This window comes from Streptomyces sp. NPDC032472, assembly GCF_040636955.1.
Classification (GTDB): Bacteria; Actinomycetota; Actinomycetes; order Streptomycetales; family Streptomycetaceae; genus Streptomyces.
In genome coordinates this window covers 1-16,194 of sequence record NZ_JBEZVK010000105.1, presented here as the reverse complement: position 1 = coordinate 16,194, position 16,194 = coordinate 1, and the positions used below count along the sequence as shown (strand labels likewise).

At 72.8% G+C, this 16,194-nt stretch carries 16 protein-coding genes; 8 read left to right on the top strand and 8 right to left on the bottom strand.

The features are described from left to right. Positions 1 to 213: 213 nt before the first annotated feature. A complete protein-coding gene (locus tag AB0F11_RS35065; protein ID WP_362182920.1) occupies positions 214 to 1,422 on the bottom strand; it encodes an FAD-dependent monooxygenase in 1,209 nt (402 codons plus the stop codon). Positions 1,423 to 1,530: 108 nt separating this feature from the next. Between AB0F11_RS35065 and AB0F11_RS35060 the strand changes: the two genes are divergently transcribed. Further along, positions 1,531 to 2,283, top strand: coding sequence for a TetR/AcrR family transcriptional regulator (locus AB0F11_RS35060; RefSeq protein ID WP_362182918.1), 753 nt, complete (start codon positions 1,531 to 1,533; stop codon positions 2,281 to 2,283). Positions 2,284 to 2,285: 2 nt separating this feature from the next. Here AB0F11_RS35060 and AB0F11_RS35055 read toward each other — a convergent pair whose 3' ends face one another. After that, on the bottom strand, positions 2,286 to 2,504 hold the full coding sequence (locus AB0F11_RS35055) for a hypothetical protein (RefSeq protein ID WP_362182915.1): 219 nt from the start codon (positions 2,502 to 2,504) through the stop codon (positions 2,286 to 2,288). A 117-nt stretch (positions 2,505 to 2,621) separates the two neighbouring features. Here AB0F11_RS35055 and AB0F11_RS35050 point away from each other — a divergent pair, with 117 nt between their 5' ends. After that, positions 2,622 to 3,233, top strand: coding sequence for a helix-turn-helix domain-containing protein (locus AB0F11_RS35050; protein ID WP_362182912.1), 612 nt, complete (start codon positions 2,622 to 2,624; stop codon positions 3,231 to 3,233). Beyond that, positions 3,230 to 4,144, top strand: coding sequence for an SDR family oxidoreductase (locus AB0F11_RS35045; protein WP_362182910.1), 915 nt, complete (start codon positions 3,230 to 3,232; stop codon positions 4,142 to 4,144). Before AB0F11_RS35050 ends, AB0F11_RS35045 begins: the two co-directional genes overlap by 4 nt. Positions 4,145 to 4,175: 31 nt before the next feature. Here the strand turns inward: AB0F11_RS35045 and AB0F11_RS35040 are convergent, their stop codons facing one another. Both AB0F11_RS35040 and AB0F11_RS35035 read right to left on the bottom strand, forming a co-directional pair. Further along, the gene (locus AB0F11_RS35040) at positions 4,176 to 4,772 is read right to left on the bottom strand and encodes a GNAT family N-acetyltransferase (protein ID WP_362182908.1); all 597 of its coding nucleotides are present in this window, start codon (positions 4,770 to 4,772) and stop codon (positions 4,176 to 4,178) included. Continuing rightward, positions 4,769 to 5,695 carry a MerR family transcriptional regulator gene (locus tag AB0F11_RS35035; RefSeq protein ID WP_362182905.1) on the bottom strand — a complete coding sequence of 309 codons (927 nt, stop codon included), beginning with the start codon at positions 5,693 to 5,695 and terminating at the stop codon, positions 4,769 to 4,771. The genes AB0F11_RS35040 and AB0F11_RS35035 overlap by 4 nt, the downstream gene beginning before the upstream one ends. A 154-nt stretch (positions 5,696 to 5,849) precedes the next feature. Between AB0F11_RS35035 and AB0F11_RS35030 the strand changes: the two genes are divergently transcribed. After that, on the top strand, positions 5,850 to 6,677 hold the full coding sequence (locus AB0F11_RS35030) for a class I SAM-dependent methyltransferase (RefSeq protein ID WP_362182902.1): 828 nt from the start codon (positions 5,850 to 5,852) through the stop codon (positions 6,675 to 6,677). Positions 6,678 to 6,710: 33 nt separating this feature from the next. Here the strand turns inward: AB0F11_RS35030 and AB0F11_RS35025 are convergent, their stop codons facing one another. Together AB0F11_RS35025 and AB0F11_RS35020 are read right to left on the bottom strand one after the other, a co-directional pair. Beyond that, positions 6,711 to 7,187, bottom strand: a complete 477-nt coding sequence (locus tag AB0F11_RS35025; RefSeq protein ID WP_362182900.1) for a hypothetical protein — start codon at positions 7,185 to 7,187, stop codon at positions 6,711 to 6,713. Between the two features lie 227 nt (positions 7,188 to 7,414). Beyond that, entirely contained in the window at positions 7,415 to 8,674 is a 1,260-nt protein-coding gene (locus tag AB0F11_RS35020; RefSeq protein WP_362182898.1) for a hypothetical protein, read from the bottom strand. A 152-nt stretch (positions 8,675 to 8,826) separates the two neighbouring features. Here AB0F11_RS35020 and AB0F11_RS35015 point away from each other — a divergent pair, with 152 nt between their 5' ends. From AB0F11_RS35015 to AB0F11_RS35005, 3 genes are read left to right on the top strand one after another with little or no spacing between them, the layout of a single operon-like run. Continuing rightward, positions 8,827 to 9,576 (top strand): SMI1/KNR4 family protein, encoded by a 750-nt coding sequence (locus AB0F11_RS35015; protein ID WP_362182895.1) that lies wholly within the window; start codon positions 8,827 to 8,829, stop codon positions 9,574 to 9,576. Between the two features lie 13 nt (positions 9,577 to 9,589). Continuing rightward, positions 9,590 to 10,408, top strand: coding sequence for a PIG-L deacetylase family protein (locus AB0F11_RS35010; RefSeq protein WP_362182892.1), 819 nt, complete (start codon positions 9,590 to 9,592; stop codon positions 10,406 to 10,408). Positions 10,409 to 10,448: 40 nt separating this feature from the next. Further along, complete coding sequence (locus tag AB0F11_RS35005; RefSeq protein WP_362182890.1) at positions 10,449 to 11,099, top strand: HAD family hydrolase; 651 nt, start codon at positions 10,449 to 10,451, stop codon at positions 11,097 to 11,099. A 52-nt stretch (positions 11,100 to 11,151) separates the two neighbouring features. On the opposite strand, the gene AB0F11_RS35000 is transcribed toward AB0F11_RS35005, so the two are convergent. Continuing rightward, positions 11,152 to 11,985, bottom strand: a complete 834-nt coding sequence (locus AB0F11_RS35000) for a hypothetical protein (protein WP_362182888.1) — start codon at positions 11,983 to 11,985, stop codon at positions 11,152 to 11,154. Positions 11,986 to 12,976: 991 nt separating this feature from the next. On the opposite strand from AB0F11_RS35000, the gene AB0F11_RS34995 reads away from it, so the two are divergent. After that, positions 12,977 to 14,224: a hypothetical protein gene (locus AB0F11_RS34995; protein ID WP_362182922.1), complete on the top strand. Its 1,248-nt coding sequence runs from the start codon at positions 12,977 to 12,979 to the stop codon at positions 14,222 to 14,224. Positions 14,225 to 14,275: 51 nt separating this feature from the next. On the opposite strand, the gene AB0F11_RS34990 is transcribed toward AB0F11_RS34995, so the two are convergent. Then, on the bottom strand, positions 14,276 to 16,194 hold a 1,919-nt coding region (locus AB0F11_RS34990), incomplete at its 5' end, for a transglycosylase domain-containing protein (protein ID WP_362182885.1).

Genomic DNA, 16,194 nt, shown 5'->3' with positions numbered 1-16,194 from the left:
GGACCCGCGCACGGCGGGGACGGTGGAGGTGGTCTTACGGTGGGCCCGACTCCCGTGAGGAGCGGGTGCGGAACTTCGCCAACAGCAGGCCGACCCCCGACGGCGGCACGCACGGGGCGGGCTTACGCGACGGGGCGGCGCCCGCGGTTACGGCGTACGCACGACGGTCGGCTTCCCCGACCGAATCGGCGAAGGCCGCGATGCCGCCGCACGTCAATCCGCGGCCGGTGCCGGTGCCGGAGTCGGGGACGTGGGGTAGTCGGGCAAGGCGATTGTGGTGCTGACCTTTTGGCCCAGCCTCAGCATGCCGTTCAGGAACAGGGGGCGGGACAGCAGGGCGTTGCGGATGCGTATGCGGGTGGCCGTCGCCGGTGCGAGGAACTTGCCCGTGCGGTCGCCGCCTGACTGGCAGGCCTTGGCGTACGTGCGGAGCCGGTTCTCGTACCGGGTGAAGGCCGTCCGGTGGTCGCCCCCGGCTCGGGCGAGTTCGCCGGCCAGTACGTAGGCGGCGACCACTGCCGTTCCCGTTCCCATGCCGCCGATGGTGGCCCCGCAGGCGGCATCGCCGATGAGGCAGACCCGCCCCCTCGACCAGGTGTCCACGTCCGCCCGGCTGATCGAGTCGAAGTACAGGTCGGGAGCCCGGTGGAGGGAGGCGAGCAGGCGGGGGACTTCCCAGCCGAGGTCGGAGAACGCGTCGTTGACGAGTTGCTTCTGCTGTTCCGGGTCGTGGCGGTCGTACGACAACTGCGGCGCGGCGAAGACGAAGAACGCCCCCGCCCGCGCCGGGTCCCGGTGGTCGGCGCCGACGGAGGCCAGCCGCCCGGGCGCGTTGTACCCGACCGAACCCTGCGGCAGGCCCAGCTCGTTGGGGAGCTGCCAGGTGGCGGCGTAGTAGCCGAGGTGGCTCACGTACTCCTCTTCCGGGCCGAAGGCGAGGCGGCGGACGTTCGAGTGCAGCCCGTCCGCGCCGATAACCAGGTCGAAGTCGCGGGAGGCTCCGCTGCGGAAGTCGACTCGTACGGCGGAGGGGGTCTCGGTGAGGCCGGTGATCGAGTCGCCGAAGAGGTATTCGGTGTGGGGCGCGCTGTGCTCGTACAGCACTCGGGCGAGGTCCCCGCGGAGCACCTCCAGCTCGCCGCCGGCGAACTCGGCCGGCAGGTGCAGCAGGGTGCGGCCGTGTTCGTCGACGAAGCGGATCGGGCTGCCGCCGGTCTGGAAGCGGCGCAGTGCGGGCAGGAGGCCCATGCGGTCCAGCACGGTGAGGTGCGCGGCGCCGCGGAAGTCGACGGCTTGGCCGCCCTGACGCAGGGCCGGGGCCAGTTCGACGACGGTGGGCTTGAAGCCGTGGCGTCCCAGCCAGTGGGCCAGGGCCGGGCCGGCGACGCTCGCACCGGAGATAAGGACGTTCCTGTTCCGCATGGGTTGTTTCCTCCTGGCACCTTGAAACTGTGTCCGACGGACACTGCAGATACTGTGTACCTTAGACGCAGTTCATGCGGCAAGGGGCGGGACCGGGAGGTGGCGGATATGGGGAACGAGCACGCCGAAGTGGTCCGGCTGCTGTGGGGTCCGCATCCCGTGCCCGCCCGGGGTCCCAAGCCGAAGCTCGACCTGGAGCGCATCGCGCGGGCCGGGATCGAGATCGCCGACGCGGACGGGCTGGCCGAGGTGTCCATGCAGCGGGTCGCGGCGCAACTCGGCGTGACGAAGATGGCGCTGTACCGGTACGTGCCGGGCAAGGCCGAGCTGGTCGCACTCATGGTGGACGCCGCGATCGGCGCCTATCCGCAGCCGCAGCCGCAGCGGCAGGCACGGGCGCAGGCGCAGGCGCAGGGGGAGGTGGAGGGCGCGGGCTGGCGGGAGCAGCTCGAGGAATGGGCTCGCCGGCTGCTCGGGGTCTTTCGCAGCCACCCCTGGGCGCTGGACGCCACCGTCGGGCCGCGGGTCATGGGGCCCGGGGAACTGTCCTGGCTGGAGCGCGCCGTCTCCGCACTGGACGGCACCGCCCTGACCGGCGCCGAGAGGATGGACGCAGCCGTCCTGCTGGTCGGTCACGTACGCGGCATCACCCAGCAGGCCCGCGCGGCAGGCCCCGAGGGCAACCCCGAGGCCCAATTGGGTGCCGTCCTCGCGGATTTGATGCAGGCGCACGGCGAGCGGTTCCCCGCGCTCACTGCGGCCTTCGCCTCGGCGGCCCGGTCGGGCGGGCAGGACCAGGCGTGGGAGTTCGGCCTGCAGCGCATTCTGGACGGCCTGGCCGCGTACATCGACCGGAGCTGAGGCTACGGGGGCGATTCGGCCCAGGTCTCCGGGCCGCCGCCCCGCCATTCGACGAGATCGGGGTCGGTCAGGTCGAGCTCCTGGGCCGACTTCAGGCCGGCCGCGGCCAGGAAGACCGCGATGTCGGACGGTTTCTGCGCCACGCCGATCGCGACGCCGTCCCAGCGCACGCGCCGCCAGCCGTTCTCGTCGGGCGGATAGATGACCAGGCGGGCAGGCATGACCCCAGTCTTCCGCCGGCGCCGCCGCGCTGCACCCCGTGGCAGCCCGTTCAGGTGGCACGCCCCGTGTGCTTTAATAAATGAACGGGCATTTATTAATAAGGGAGGGTGGTGGCAATGGCGCGTCCCCGTGCCGTCGAGGATGGGGTGATCTTGCGCGCGGCGGCCCAGGTGATGGGTCGGGTGGGGCCGGCAGGGCTCACGTTGGCTGCCGTGGCGCGCGAGGTCGGGCTGGTGCCCGGCACTCTCGTGCAGCGGTTCGGGTCCAAGCGCGGGCTGCTGCTCGCGCTCGCGGACCTCTCCGCCCGGGAGGCGGACGGGCTCACCGCCCGCCTCCGTCGGGAGCACACCTCCGCCCTCGACGCCCTGACGGCGCTGGCCGTCGAAGCGGCGGCCGGGATGGAGACCCCGGAGAGCTTCGCCCATCACCTGGCGTTCCTGTGCATGGACCTCGCGGACCCGGAGCTGTACGAGCGGGCCCTCGCCGTCCACCAAGCCCAGGGGCGCGCGGTCCGCACACTGCTGGCGGAGGCGGCCGACTCGGGCGAGCTGCGCGCCGGGACGGACCTCGCCGTCCTGGTCCGCACGGTCCAGGCGATCACCGCGGGCGCCGGGCTGACCTGGGCCCTCGACCGCCGGGGCACCCTCGCCGAGCGGCTGCGCGAGGAGCTCGGCGCGGTGCTGTCCCCGTACGTCCCACCCAGCCACGTCGACTCGGAGGAATCATGACGCAGGACGTACGCCGCCCGCTGGCCGGAAAGGTCGCCCTCGTCGCCGGCGGCACCCGGGGCGGCGGCCGCGGTATCGCCGTCGAACTCGGCGCCGCCGGCGCGACGGTGTACGTGACCGGCCGCAGCAGCAGCGCCGGGCGCTCCGCCCTCGACCGCCCCGAGACGATCGAGGAGACCGCCGAGAGGATCACCGCCGCCGGCGGCCTCGGCATTGCGGTCCGCACCGACCACAGCCGCCCCGACGAGGTGCGGGCGCTGGTGGACCGGATCGCCTCCGACCAGGACGGCCGGCTCGACGTCCTCGTCAACTCGGTGTGGGGCGGAGACCCGCTGACCGACTGGGAACACCCCCTGTGGGAACAGGACGTGGACACCGGTCTCCGGCTGCTCCGGCAGGCGGTGGAGACCCATGTGATCACCAGCCGGTACGCGCTTCCGCTGCTGGTCGCCCGCAAGAGCGGGCTGGTGGTGGAGGTCACCGACGGCAACACCGCCCGCTACCGCGGCTCGTTCTTCTACGACATGGCGAAGTCCGCGGTCATCCGCCTCGCCGTCGCCCAGGCGGCCGAGCTGAAGCCCCACGGTGTCGCGGCCGTGGCGATCACCCCGGGATTCCTGCGCTCGGAGGCCATGCTGGAGCACTTCGGCGTCACCGAGGACAACTGGCGCGAAGCCGCGTCCCAGGACCCGAACTTCGCCCACTCCGAGACGCCGGCCTACCTGGGCCGCGCCGTGGCCGCACTCGCCGCCGACCCCGACGTCATGGCCAAGTCCGGTCGGGCCCTGGCGACCTGGGGCCTGTACCGGGAGTACGGCTTCACCGACGCGGACGGCACGCAGCCGGACTTCGCCGCGCACTGGGCCGAGAACCTGGCAGAGCAGTACGGGCCCCTCGGCGACCCGCTGTAGCGGGCGACCGTACCGTACGCGGCGCGGCGGATCAGGGCGCCGCGTGCCGTACGTGGAGATGGCCGTCGCGGGGGAAGGCGGGCGGGTGCGCCGGCAGGAAGCTGTCGAACGCGTAGCCGCTCTTCTGCGCGACCCGGCAGGAGGCCGCGTTGTCCGCCTGGTGCAGGAGTTCGAGGCGTTCCAGGCCATCGGCCCGGAACGTGTCGAACGCCCAGGCGGTGAGCGCCTCCAGGGCGCGCGGGGCCACGCCGCGGCCGCGAGCTCGGGCCGCCGTCCAGTAGCCCACCTCGGCGGAGGGCTTGCCGGGTACGACCTCCTTGACCACCGCACTGCCGGCCAGCCGCCGCGCGACCCCGTCAGGGTCGGCTTCGAGGACGGCGAAGCAGAAGCGCCGGCCGGCCGCCCAGCCCCGTTCCTGTTCCCGCACCCACTGCAGTGCCTCGGCCTCGTTCTCCATCCGGTGGCTCGTCCAGCGCCGCAGATCGGGATCCCGGTACACATCGACCAGTGCCGGGGCGTCCTGCGCGCACCAGGGCCGCAGGACGAGAGCGGGAGCAGCCGGCGTCGCCGCAGCCGCAGTCGTAGCCGCAGCCGTCAAGGCCGGGCCGCCCGGCGGCTGCCCCGTCATCGCTCGACCCGGGCACGCAGGGCGCGGACGGACCAGCCGAGCGCAGGTCCCGGACGCTGCGGGCCGGGCCATCCGTTGATGACCGCGAGGAGCTGGACGTACCGCTCCCTGCGCGGGTCGTCCATGCGCTCCAGCCGGGCGAGCAGCCGCCGCCGGGGCTCGACGGAGCCTCCGTCTCCGCACAGGCCCACCAGCCTCGCGACGATCGGGTCGGCCTGCGGTGAGGCGGGGTCGATGCCGGCCGCCAGGGCCGGGGCGACCTCGTGGCGGACGGTCGCTGCGAGGTCCTGGTGCCTGCTCGGCGGAGCCTGCTGCGCGCGCCCGGCCGCGTGCACCATCTGCCGCAGGTGGTCGCGGAAATCCGGGTCCTGCGACAGCTCGGCCAGTTCCACCCAGGCCTCGATCTGGTCCGGACGGGGGTCCTCGGGCAGCTCCGGGGTCATGGAGCGCATGATGCCCCGGAACGCGGTGTCGGCGCCCGGGCGGCCGCTGCCGAAGACCGCCTCGAGGAAGTCGTCGACCAGCCGTCGGCGTTCGGTCCCGGACAGTCCGGCCAGCTTGTGCATGAGCTGCGTCTCCTCTGGGGTGGCCCCGCGCTTCGCCACGGCAGTCAGCACCGCACGCCGCAGCCGTAGGATCCGGATCTGTGCGTCCAGGGCCTCGGCCTGCGCCGCGGCGACCTCCGGCAGTTCCCGCTCCCGGTCCATGACCTGCCGGATGGCCGGAAGGCCGAGTCCCAGGTCGCGGAGGGTCCGTACGAGTTCCAGGCGTGCGAGGGCGTCGTCGCCGTACTGGCGGTGGCCGGCCGGCGTGCGGTCGGCGGGCGAGACGATCCCGGAATCGGAGGAGAAGCGGACGGTCTTGACCGTGGTGCCGGTCTGCCGGGCCAGCTCGCCGATCGAGTAGAGCGTGTCGCCGTTCATGCCCCCACCTTCTGGCCTCCCCCTGGGGGAGACGCAAGCCCCTTCCGCCCCCTCCCGCCTCCACCCCGGTACTCGGAGTCTCTCACGGGTGACGGCGGGCCGGTTCACCTGTGTGTCCGTGGCGCCCGGGGGCCCGGTCGGGGATCGTGGCGGGGTGAGGGAGCAGCGGTTCGACGTATGGGCTGCCGGTGATGCGTACGAACGGTACATGGGCCGGTGGAGCCGTCTGGTGGCGGAGGAGTTCCTGACGTGGCTCGGCGCCGGGGACGGCCTGCGCTGGCTGGACGTGGGATGCGGTACGGGCGCGTTGACCGCGGCCGTGGCGCAACGGTGCCGCCCGCGGACCGTGCTGGGGCTCGACCGGTCCGCCGGGTTCGTGGCCTCGGCCGGTGCGACCGCCCCAGCACCGGCGCACTTCGCGGTGGCCGACGCGCTGTCGCTGCCGGTGCGCGACGAAGCGTGTGACGTGGCCGTGAGCGGACTGGCGCTCAACTTCCTCCCCGACCCGGGTGCGGCGGTGGCCGAGGCGGCCCGGACTGTACAGGGGGGCGGGCTGGTGGCGGCGTACGTATGGGACTACCCCGGCGGCATGGGCCTGCTGAACTCCTTCTGGGCCGCGGCGGCCGCGCTCGACCCGTCGGCTGCCGCCCTGGACGAGGGCCGGCGCTTCCCGCTGTGCCGTCCGGATCCGCTGCGCGCGGTGTGGGCGGGGGCGGGGCTGGCCGATGTGGCCGTCGCCGCGATCGAGGTGCCGACCGTCTTCGCCGGATTCGCGGACCTGTGGGAGCCCTTCCTGTCCGGGCAGGGGCCCGCCCCCGGGTACGTCGCCACCCTGGCCCCGGCTGCCCGGGAACGGTTGCGCGACGCGCTCGGCCGGGCCCTGCCGACGCGCGCGGACGGCTCGATCCCGCTCACCGCCCGCGCCTGGGCGATCTGGGGGACACGGCCGCCCCGGGCCGGCGCGGGGCGGGCGCCGAGGTGAACGGCTGCGGCTGCGGCCCGGATGCCGGCCGGGTCAGTCGAGGGAGACGACTTCGCTGTCGGCGGGTGCCCGGAGCTGGGTGACCGTCTCGAAGTCGTAGTAGGTGACTTCGTACGGCTCGGGGCCGGTCTCGGTCCGCTTCAGCAGATACGGGCGGCCCTGCGCGGCGATGTAGTCCGTGGCCGTTCCGCCGTTCGAGCCCGGGTAGGTGAGCATGAAGGCGGCGGTCGTGCCCTCGCCGGTCACCGTGCCCCTCGCCTTCTTGAACGTCGCCGTCCGCGTCTCCTCGGAGGCGAGCAGCTGGATCTCCGCAGGCGTCTTGTCGGCGTACGGCTGCGTGCTCGCCGCCGTCGCGGATGCCGACGCCGTACGGCTGCTGCCGCCCGCAGCCGGCTTGGCCGTGCCGCCGTCGCAGGCCGTGAGGGCAAGGGCGGCCGGCGGCCACGCCCGATCGCTCTTCGCGGCGGCACCGGAGAGCCTGTCGCCGCTTGCCCGGCACTGCCCTGGCACCGGCGAAAAGTACGGCATGGTGCACGCACGGGCCCGATATGCCTGACCCCGAGAAGCGCACACAAACGACGCTCTCCAAGCCAAGAACACCAGGCCGCCGACCCCGCTCCCCGCACGCGCGGTGATGACCCCAACGCCGCGACCCTGCGGAATTGGATGGCGGTCTGCTCCCCGCACCCGCGGGGATGGCCCGTTGTGCCGACCGGGGGCGGGTGCGGTTCGCACGGTCAGAAGCGGTTGCTCTGGACCGGGCCCGTGGAGTTTATCGGGGCTCGGGAGCCGGAGGTCAGCCAGAGCGGGGCGATCGCCGTGACGAAGTCGCGGAAGGCCGCCTCCCCGTCGACGGGGCCTTCGCCGTCGCCCGGGTCCGCCGACGGGTCCGCGGTGACGATGTCCCGGGCGATCTCCGCCTCCGGCCGGCTGTCGGCCGGGCCGCGGCCCTCGGCGCCGAGCTGTTCGCCCCAGGGCTCGGAGCCGACCTGGCGCTGGAGCGTGCTGAAGTCCGCGGGCACGGCGGCCGGTTCGGTCCAGCGGCTCGCGTGTTCGTACAGCACCTGACCGGGGGCGCGGTCGCGGAGTTCCGCCAGTACCTCCGGGTCGTGGTCGCTGAGGTCGTAGGCCACGACGAGGGTGCCCGGGCGGCCGGGAGCGTACGGCTCCAGCGGCAGGCCCAGCAGGTCCGCCGCGGCCAGCGCCAGGATCCGGTCGGAGCGGCCGGGCAGTGCGCTCACGGCCGTGGGGCGGTGCCCGGCGATGTCGAGGGCCGTCGCGAGCCGGTCCAGCCCGCGGCGGCAGGCCCCGTAGCTGTCGCCGAAGTAGGCGTAGCGGCCGGTCATGACCTCGAAGCCGTACGGGGAGAGCGTGCCGAGCAGGGTGCCGGTGAGGGCGAACTGCCAGCCGCGCAGGTCCGTCCGGTCGAGCGGCGCGGTGCGGGAGGCGGCCTCGGCCCGGCTCACCATCCCGCGGAGCCGCTCATGGGCCCAGGCCCACGTGCTGTCGGCGGGCTCGGGCAGCCGGGCGGTGCGGTCGCGGCCGGTGGCGAGATCGCCGGCGAGGAGGGAGTTGTAGGCCAGCAGGTAGCCGCCGGGCCAGGGTTCCAGTACGGCCTCGTGCCGGAGCAGCACCGCGGCGGCCTCGGCGTGGCGGTCCTCGGCCTCGAAGGCGGCGACGAGCTCGCTCAGCACGGGGCGGGCGCCGGGGGAGAGGCGCAGTGCCTCGCGCAGCGCGGGGATCGCGGGGAAGGCGAGCCCGCGCTCGATGCAGAGGTAGCCGAAGTCGTAGAGACGCTGGGCGTCGCCGGGCTTGCGGGAGGCCTTCTTCGCGGCGCGGGCCAGGTCGTCGAAGCCTACGGCCTCGGCCAGGGCGCGGACCTCGTCCGTCAGGTCGCGCAGGGGTGCCGTGTCGGCGAGCGGGCGCAGGGAGCGGACGGCTCCGGGTATGTCGCCGGCGCGCAGCCGGCTTCGTACGTCGTCGAATGAGTTCGTCATCACCGGTGATCATGTAGGGGAGGGGAGCCGACGGCAACGGGATTTTCCGAGCGCGGCGAACGCCTCCCTACGACGTGCACCGGGCACCGGGCAACGGGCAACGGGCAACGCGCGCCGCGGGCAGCCGCGGAGCGCCAGTAGGCTGCCGACACATGCCCCTCCTCACGCCGCACGACACCCTTGCAGCACTCCCCCAGGAGAGCGGACTCGCGCCGGACGACGACGCGTTGATCAAGGCGCTGCAGGTCCGCGCATGGGACCCGGGCCTGCGCTTCGACACGGCGGACGTCCCCGTCGGCTGGTTGGCCGAGCGGTACGGCAGCGCACGGCTGGAACAGCGCCGAGACGCCGTCGTGTCGTACGGCAGCGACGGAACCGTCCGGTTCAAGGCGGGGGCGGAGGAGGCGGCCGCCTACTACGCCGATGCTCCCCGCGGACCGCTGTTCCCCCCGATCACCCCGGCCGAGGTCGAGGAGGCGGAGCGCAGCATCGGACGCCGCTTTCCCGAACTGCTCCGGCGCGTCTACACCGAGGTCGCCGACGGAGGATTCGGCCCCGACGGCGGGCTCGCGTCACTGACCGAAGGCAACCGGGTCCCCGGGCACCTCTGCGACTGGCCCTGGACGGTCGGCGTCCACGAACGCAACCGGGCGGCGGGCGTGCCGCCCTCGTGGCTCTTCCTCGCCGCCGGCGGATGCACGATGGAGTGGTACGTCTCGCTGACCGCGCTCGACAACCAGGTGCTGCTCTACGACGCCGACGGCTGGGAGCCCGCCTGGGGTCAAGGTCCTCACGACGGTTTGCGCTACGCATCGGCCTCGCTGCGGGGATGGTTGCGGACCTGGGCTGACGGCGGCAACGTATGGGACGAACTCCTCAACGACGACCCCGACCTGGAGTGAGGTCGTACAACCCGTGCCAGCGCCAGTGCCCGAGCCCGAGCCCGTCCCCGTATCCGCAGCCGTCCGCGCATCCCTACCCAGCCTGCTCGCGGTCTTCGCGCATCCGGACGACGAATCGCTGGCAGCCGGCGGGGTGCTCGCCCGGCACGCGGCCGCCGGTGCCCGTACGGCCGTCGTCACCAGCACCTGGTCGCCTGACAGCCACCGGGCCGCTGAACTCGCCGATGCCCTCCGGATCCTCGGCGCCGGCGAGCCGAGGATGCTCGGCTACGCCGACGCGCGCATCCCCCTGTCGGCACCGCGGCGGCCCCGCTTCTGCGATGCGCCGCTGGACGGGGCGGTGGCCGAACTTCTGGCCCACATCCGCCAGTTCCGCCCGGACATCGTGGTCACCCACGACGCGCACGGCGGCCTGACCGGCCACCCGGACCACGTCCACACCCACCGCGTGACCGCACTCGCCGTCCATGCCGCCGGGATCGAACACCTCTACCCGCACTGCGGACCACCGTGGCGGCCCCGCGCCCTCTACCTGGCGACCCACCCCGAATCGAGCGTCGGCGTGCTGGCCGGCCTCCTCGGCGAGGTGGGCAAGTCCGTGCTCAGCGTCCCCGACGGGCAGATCACCGCAACCGTCGACGTGAGTCCGTGGCTGGAGCAGAAGTGGGCGGCGATCCTCGCGCACCGCAGCGAGGTCGAGCGCATACGCGCCCTTCCCGCCATCCTGTCCCGCCTCTCGGCGGACGGCCGCCGGCGGATCCTCGCGACCGAGTGGTACACGCGCCTCGACATCAGGCCCACAGCGGGCGACCTGCGGGAACTGACGGCATGAGGCGGACCCTGGCGCCATCGCCAACGCCTATGCTGCGCTGGTGATCAAGCCCATTGAACTCGTCATATTCGACTGCGACGGCGTGCTGGTCGACAGTGAGCGCATCGCCGCGCGCGTACAGGTCTCCCTCGGCGCCGAACTCGGCTGGCCGCTGACCGAGGACGAGGTCGTCGACCGCTTCATCGGACGCTCGCACGCCGCCATCCGCGAGCAGGTCGCCGCCCGGCTCGGCGAGGACACGGCTGCGGTCTGGTCGGAGCGGTTCGAGCAGCTCCACCGGGAGGCCGTGGACGCGGGACTGACGCCGGTCGAGGGCCTGCCGGAAGCGCTCGACGCGCTCAGCCTGCCGACGTGCGTCGCCTCCAGCGGCTCCCACGACAAGATGCGGCACACGCTCGGCCGCACCGGCCTCTACGAACGCTTCGCGGGCCGCATCTTCAGCGCCACGGAGGTCTCCCGCGGCAAGCCCGCCCCCGACCTGTTCCTGTACGCCGCCCGGCAGATGGGTGTCGATCCCGCGGCCTGCGCGGTGGTCGAGGACAGCCGGCCCGGCGTCGCCGCTGCCCGCGCCGCCGGCATGCGCGCCTTCGGCTACGCGGGCGGGCTGACCCCGGCCGGACGCCTCGAAGGCGCCGGCACCGTCGTCTTCCACGACATGCGCGACCTGTCGGCGCTGATCGCGGCGTCCTGATACCTGATGTCGAGGGCCCGGCTCCGCCGTGCCCCGGTCCGGTGCGGCCCGGTCAGCCCACCGGCTGCCGGGTCTCCGCGCGCACCTTCAGCGTGGTCTCCGCGATGCGGTTGAGGTCGACCGAACCGGGGGCCTGCTGGGCGAGTTCGGCACTGACCACGCCGACGCTGGCGGCAGTGTTCTCGTCCGCCCAGGCACACAGGGGGAGGGTGACGTCGGTCCCGCCGCCCCGGCGGGACGTCAACACCTGGCAGGACAGCGTGACGTCCGCGCCGGGGGGCCTGATGTCCCGGACGGGCACCGCCACCTTGGCGCCCTCGCCCTCGGCCGCACCGGCCATCATCTTCTTCCGCGCCGTCGCGGGGTCCTTGAACTGGCCGTACATCCCGGAGAGGGCGATGACGCCGGGCTGCGTCGGCGACTCGGAGGTGTAGCGGGCGACGGCGGGGTGCGGGTTGCGGACCTTGGGGTCGTAGGTGCCGTCGACCAGTTGCTTGCCCTTGGTCTGCGACGCGTCCTCGTCGAGCTGGTACTGGCCGCCCAGCAGGGTCTTGGGCACTGCGATCTTGTACTTGGCCTCGGGGAACCCGGCCCCGCTCGCCCGGTTCCCGGCCTCGCTGACGTTCTTCAGCACCAGTAGCCCGAACACGACCCCCACGGCCGTGGCCAGCCCCACCCACATGGGCTTCCCGGCCCGGCGGCCCGGCGGCTGCGGCTGCCCCCAGCCGCCTTGCGCCGCGGGGTACGGGTGGGGGTACGGCTGCTGCTGCGGAGGGTAGGGGTGCGGCCCGGGCGGCTGACCGTAGGGCTGCTGGCCGGCGTACGGGTGGGGCTGCTGCGGGGGCCCGTACGGGCCGGGGGAGTAGGGAGGCGGCGTCGTGCTCATGCCCCGACGCTACGTCAGCCCCCGCCTCCGCCACCGCCCGGGGCCTGGCCAACCCCGCCGGCTCTGCGTACCGCAGACCTCCTGCCGGGGGGCCAAGCCCCGCCCAGGCCCCGAACCCCAGGCCCCGCGGAGGACTTTGCCTTGCTTGCCGGATTCCCCGAAAGCGCTCCAGGAGACGACGCCGGTCGCCAGAGTCCCCGCTCAGAAACCTGCTCCCCGCGCCCGCAGGGACGCGCCTTACGGAGCCATCCGGCGGGTTCTTCGTCCGGTTCCGGCGTCGATGGCCGGGCGTCAGGCGCCGGTCAGGGCTCGTGGGGCGGGGGCCGGCTCCCGGAGGGAGGCCGACAGGGCGCGGGCCTGGCTCGTACCCGCTGCCTGTCGCCGCGGGAACGGGCATCGGCATCACCGTCGAATCGGCACTCGACCACCAGCCGTCCGGCCTGCGCACCATCCCCCTCACGGGCCCGTCGACCACCGCCGACCAGGTCGTCCTCACCCCCACCGAGCCGTCGGACGCCGCCACGGCACTGCGCGACCGGCTGCTGCACGCCTCGGTCGAACGTAACGAAAGTCCGAATCGGGAAAGCGACCAACACCAGAGCGGCTCCCCAGTAACATCGCAGCTCAGCGAGCCTGCTCCCCGCACCCGCGGGGATGACCCCGACGCCGGGCAGATCCATGGGGTCGGTCTGCCAGGTGGGGGAATGGGCGGGTGCTCGGGTGTTCTGTTTTGGGGGGATTGTGGGGGTTTGTTCTTTGCTGGGGGTGCCGGCGGGCTGTGCGTTGGCTGTGAAGTGGTGGAAGGAGGGGGTCCGGGGTGTGGGAGGTGTTCCGACAAGTTCTATATTCGTACGAACCATCCATGCGCGGCCCTGCTGCGGTTGATCAGGAGGGTACGACCGCGATGGTCGAGACCGACGGCGCTCCCGGCGCCCCCGCGGAATCCCGCTCGTCCCGCAAGGCGCGCAGGAAGGCGCAGAACCGCAAGCGCCTGGGCATCGGCGCGGCCGTCATCGCCGCGGGCGGGGTCGCCGCCACCGCGGCCGCCCTGGCGTTCGGCGGCTCCTCGGACGCCGAGGCCGGGGCCGACGCCCGCCTCGCGGCCCCCGCCTCCTCGGGCGGCGCGGCCGGCAAGCCGGGGGCCGGAAAGGGCCCGAAGGAGAACTGGGACGGCAAGGTCGAGGTGCTCGGAGACGGCTCCACCTCCTACACCGGACCGCAGCCGGGACAGCTCAAGCCCGAGAAGCTCAAGCCCGGCGAGAAGCCGCCGCAGTTCGTGGTCTTCTCCTGGGACGGCGCGCTGGAGGGCGACGACCACCTTTTCTCGCACTTCCGCCAGGTGGCCCGCGAGAGCAAGGCCCACATGACCTTCTTCCTCACCGGCATCTACCTCCTGCCGGACGACAAGAAGACGCTCTACCGCCCGCCGCAGCACAACCAGGGCGCGGCGGCCATCTCGTACCCGACCCCTGCGCACGTGAAGTCCACGCTCGGGCAGCTGCGCGGCGCCTGGACCGACGGCAACGAGATCGGATCCCACTTCAACGGGCACTTCTGCGGCCCCAAGGGCGGCGGGGACTGGAGCCCCGAGGAGTGGAAGAGCGAGATCGACCAGGCGTACGCGTTCATGAAGAAGTGGAAGACCAACACCGGGTTCACCAAGGAGGCGCCCCTGCCCTTCGACCCGGACCGGGAGGTGGTCGGGGGTCGCGCGCCCTGCCTGGAGGGCCAGAAGAACCTCATCACCGCGATCAAGCCCTACGGCTGGCGCTACGACGCCAGCTCCTCGGGCGACTTCCAGATGTGGCCGTCCAAGCAGAACGACATATGGAACTTTCCGCTCCAGCTCGTCCCGTTGCAGGGCAAAGAGGTGCAGGTCCTTTCCATGGACTTCAACTTCCTCTACAACCAGTCCGGCGACAGCACCCAGGGTGACCCGGCGAAGTTCTCGGCCTGGCAGACCCAGACCCGGATGTCGTACCTGAACGGCTTCAACCGCGTCTACAACGGCAGCCGGGCCCCGATGTTCATCGGCAACCACTTCGAGGACTGGAACGGTGGCATCTACATGAAGGCCGTCGAGGACGTGATGCGGGACGTCTGCCCGCGCCAGGACGTGCGCTGCGTGTCCTTCCGGGAGCTGTCCGACTGGCTCGACGTCCAGGACCCCAAGGTCCTGGCCCAGCTGCGCATGCTCGACCCCGCGCAGGCGCCGGACTGGAACACCCTGATCAAGTAGCCGGGCGGGTGGGGACCCGGCGGGCCCCGGCCCGTCCGGCCGCCGCCCGCCCTACTTGACCGCCTTGATGTAGTCCGCCCACAGGTCCACCGCCCGCGCGCTCCCGGGCGTCCCCTGCGCGTCCCCGCCCAGCCCCGTCAGCGGCAGCGGGATCAGGTCCGTCAGCGACATCCGGTAGACCACCACGGCCGTGGACTCCTGATCGGTGCTGGCCACGAACCAGCCCGCCGTGTTCGCCGCCGTCGTTCCGGTCTTGCCCGCCGCGCCCGGGTGCGCCTTGGCAGCCGTCTTCGCCGAGCCCTCGGTGACGGTCGCCCGCAGGGCGTCCGTCACCGCTCGCGCCGTCTTCGCCGACATCGCCCGCGTCGGCTTCGGCCCGTCCAGCGGCACCGCGCCGCCGCCGCGGGTGACCGAGCGCACCGAGTAGGGGTCGGTGTGCATGCCGTCCGCGGCGAAGGTCTGGTAGACCGTGGCCATCCGGATCGCGCTGGGCGTCGAGTTCTCCCCGAGCGCGAACGTGGGGATCCGCGGCCCGAGACTCGCCCCGAGCAGCCCGGACCGCTCGGCGTAGGACTCCACCCGGTCGAGGCCCACGTCGAGGCCGAGCTGCAGCATCGGGGTGTTGATCGAGTCCGCCACGGCCTGGCGCAGGGTCACCTGGCCCCAGTTGCGGCCCCCGTCGTTGCGCCCCTTGACCACCTTGCCGCTGCGGTCCCAGTACGGGCCCTCGGGCGTCTGTACGGTCACCTGGTCGTTGCCGTCGTACGGACTGGACGGGGAGACGGGCGTACGGGCCTTGCCGCGCGTGCGCAGCACCCCGTCCTCGAGCGCGGCGGCGTACACGATCGGGGTGAACGCCGTCCCGGCGGGGATGGTCGTCGCGTTCGACTCGTTGAAGCCCTGCTTGAGGTAGTCGGGCCCGCCGTACACCGCGAGGAGCCGCCCGTCGGGGGCGATGCTCGCCGCGCCGATCTTCGCGTACTTGTCCGTGTCGGGGCGCTTCTCGGCGTCGAAGTCCTTCTGTGCCGCCTGGACCGCGGCGGTCAGGGCGGTCATGCGGGCCGGGTCGAAGGTGGTGTAGATCTGGTAGCCGCCGAGGTCGAACTCTGACTCCTTGATGTGCCCGGCCTTGATCGTGTACTGCTTCGCCAGCTCCACCAGGTAGCCGGTCTGCGCGCCCGGCATGCCGGCCAGGGACTGGCTCGAGGGCTCCGGGAACGTCGTGTACGTGGCCCGCTCGGCCTTCGACAGCTGCCCCGTCTCGACCATGCGGTCCAGGATCCAGCTCCAGCGCTCCACGGCCCGGTCGTGGTTCTCCTTGCTGAGGGTGGGGTCGAACAGGCCGGCGCCCTTGAGGAGGGAGGCCAGGAAGGCGCCCTCGCTGGCGTTGAGCTGCGAGACGTCTTTGCCGTAGTACGCCTGGGAGGCGCGCTGGATGCCGTACGTGCCGCGCCCGAACCAGCTGGTGTTGAGGTAGTCCTGGAGGATCTTCTCCTTGCTCGTCCGGTTGTCCAGCTTCAGGGCGAGCAGGATCTCGGTGAACTTCCGGGAGAGGGTCCGGTCCTGGTTCAGGTAGGCGTTCTTCACGTACTGCTGCGTGATGGTCGAGCCGCCCTGGGTCTCGCCGCCCGTCACCGCGGCCCGTACGGCGCGCAGGAAGCCGGAAGGGGAGACTCCGGGGTCGGAGTAGAAGCTGGCGTTCTCGGCCGCGAGGACGGCTCCCCGGACCTTGGGGGGCACCTTGTCCAGGGGCATCTCCTGCCGGCTGACCCAGCCCGTGCGGGCCATCGTCGAGCCGTCGGCCCAGTAGTACACATTGTCCTGCTGTGTGGCGAACGAGTTGAGGTCGTCGGGTATGTCCGTCACGGCGTACGCGATCGTGACGAAACCCGTCATGCCGATGAACGCGTACACGCAGGCGCCCAGCCACTGGCGCCACGACGGCACCCACCGGCGCCAGCCGCTGCGGC

Bases quoted from the DNA above. Each gene is read 5' to 3' on its own strand.
- AB0F11_RS35065 (WP_362182920.1), bottom strand. From the start codon at position 1,422: ATGCGGAACAGGAACGTCCTTATCTCCGGTGCGAGCGTCGCCGGCCCG.
- AB0F11_RS35060 (WP_362182918.1), top strand. From the start codon at position 1,531: ATGGGGAACGAGCACGCCGAAGTGGTCCGGCTGCTGTGGGGTCCGCAT.
- AB0F11_RS35055 (WP_362182915.1), bottom strand. From the start codon at position 2,504: ATGCCTGCCCGCCTGGTCATCTATCCGCCCGACGAGAACGGCTGGCGG.
- AB0F11_RS35050 (WP_362182912.1), top strand. From the start codon at position 2,622: ATGGCGCGTCCCCGTGCCGTCGAGGATGGGGTGATCTTGCGCGCGGCG.
- AB0F11_RS35045 (WP_362182910.1), top strand. From the start codon at position 3,230: ATGACGCAGGACGTACGCCGCCCGCTGGCCGGAAAGGTCGCCCTCGTC.
- AB0F11_RS35040 (WP_362182908.1), bottom strand. From the start codon at position 4,772: ATGACGGGGCAGCCGCCGGGCGGCCCGGCCTTGACGGCTGCGGCTACG.
- AB0F11_RS35035 (WP_362182905.1), bottom strand. From the start codon at position 5,695: ATGAACGGCGACACGCTCTACTCGATCGGCGAGCTGGCCCGGCAGACC.
- AB0F11_RS35020 (WP_362182898.1), bottom strand. From the start codon at position 8,674: ATGACGAACTCATTCGACGACGTACGAAGCCGGCTGCGCGCCGGCGAC.
- AB0F11_RS35015 (WP_362182895.1), top strand. From the start codon at position 8,827: ATGCCCCTCCTCACGCCGCACGACACCCTTGCAGCACTCCCCCAGGAG.
- AB0F11_RS35000 (WP_362182888.1), bottom strand. From the start codon at position 11,985: ATGAGCACGACGCCGCCTCCCTACTCCCCCGGCCCGTACGGGCCCCCG.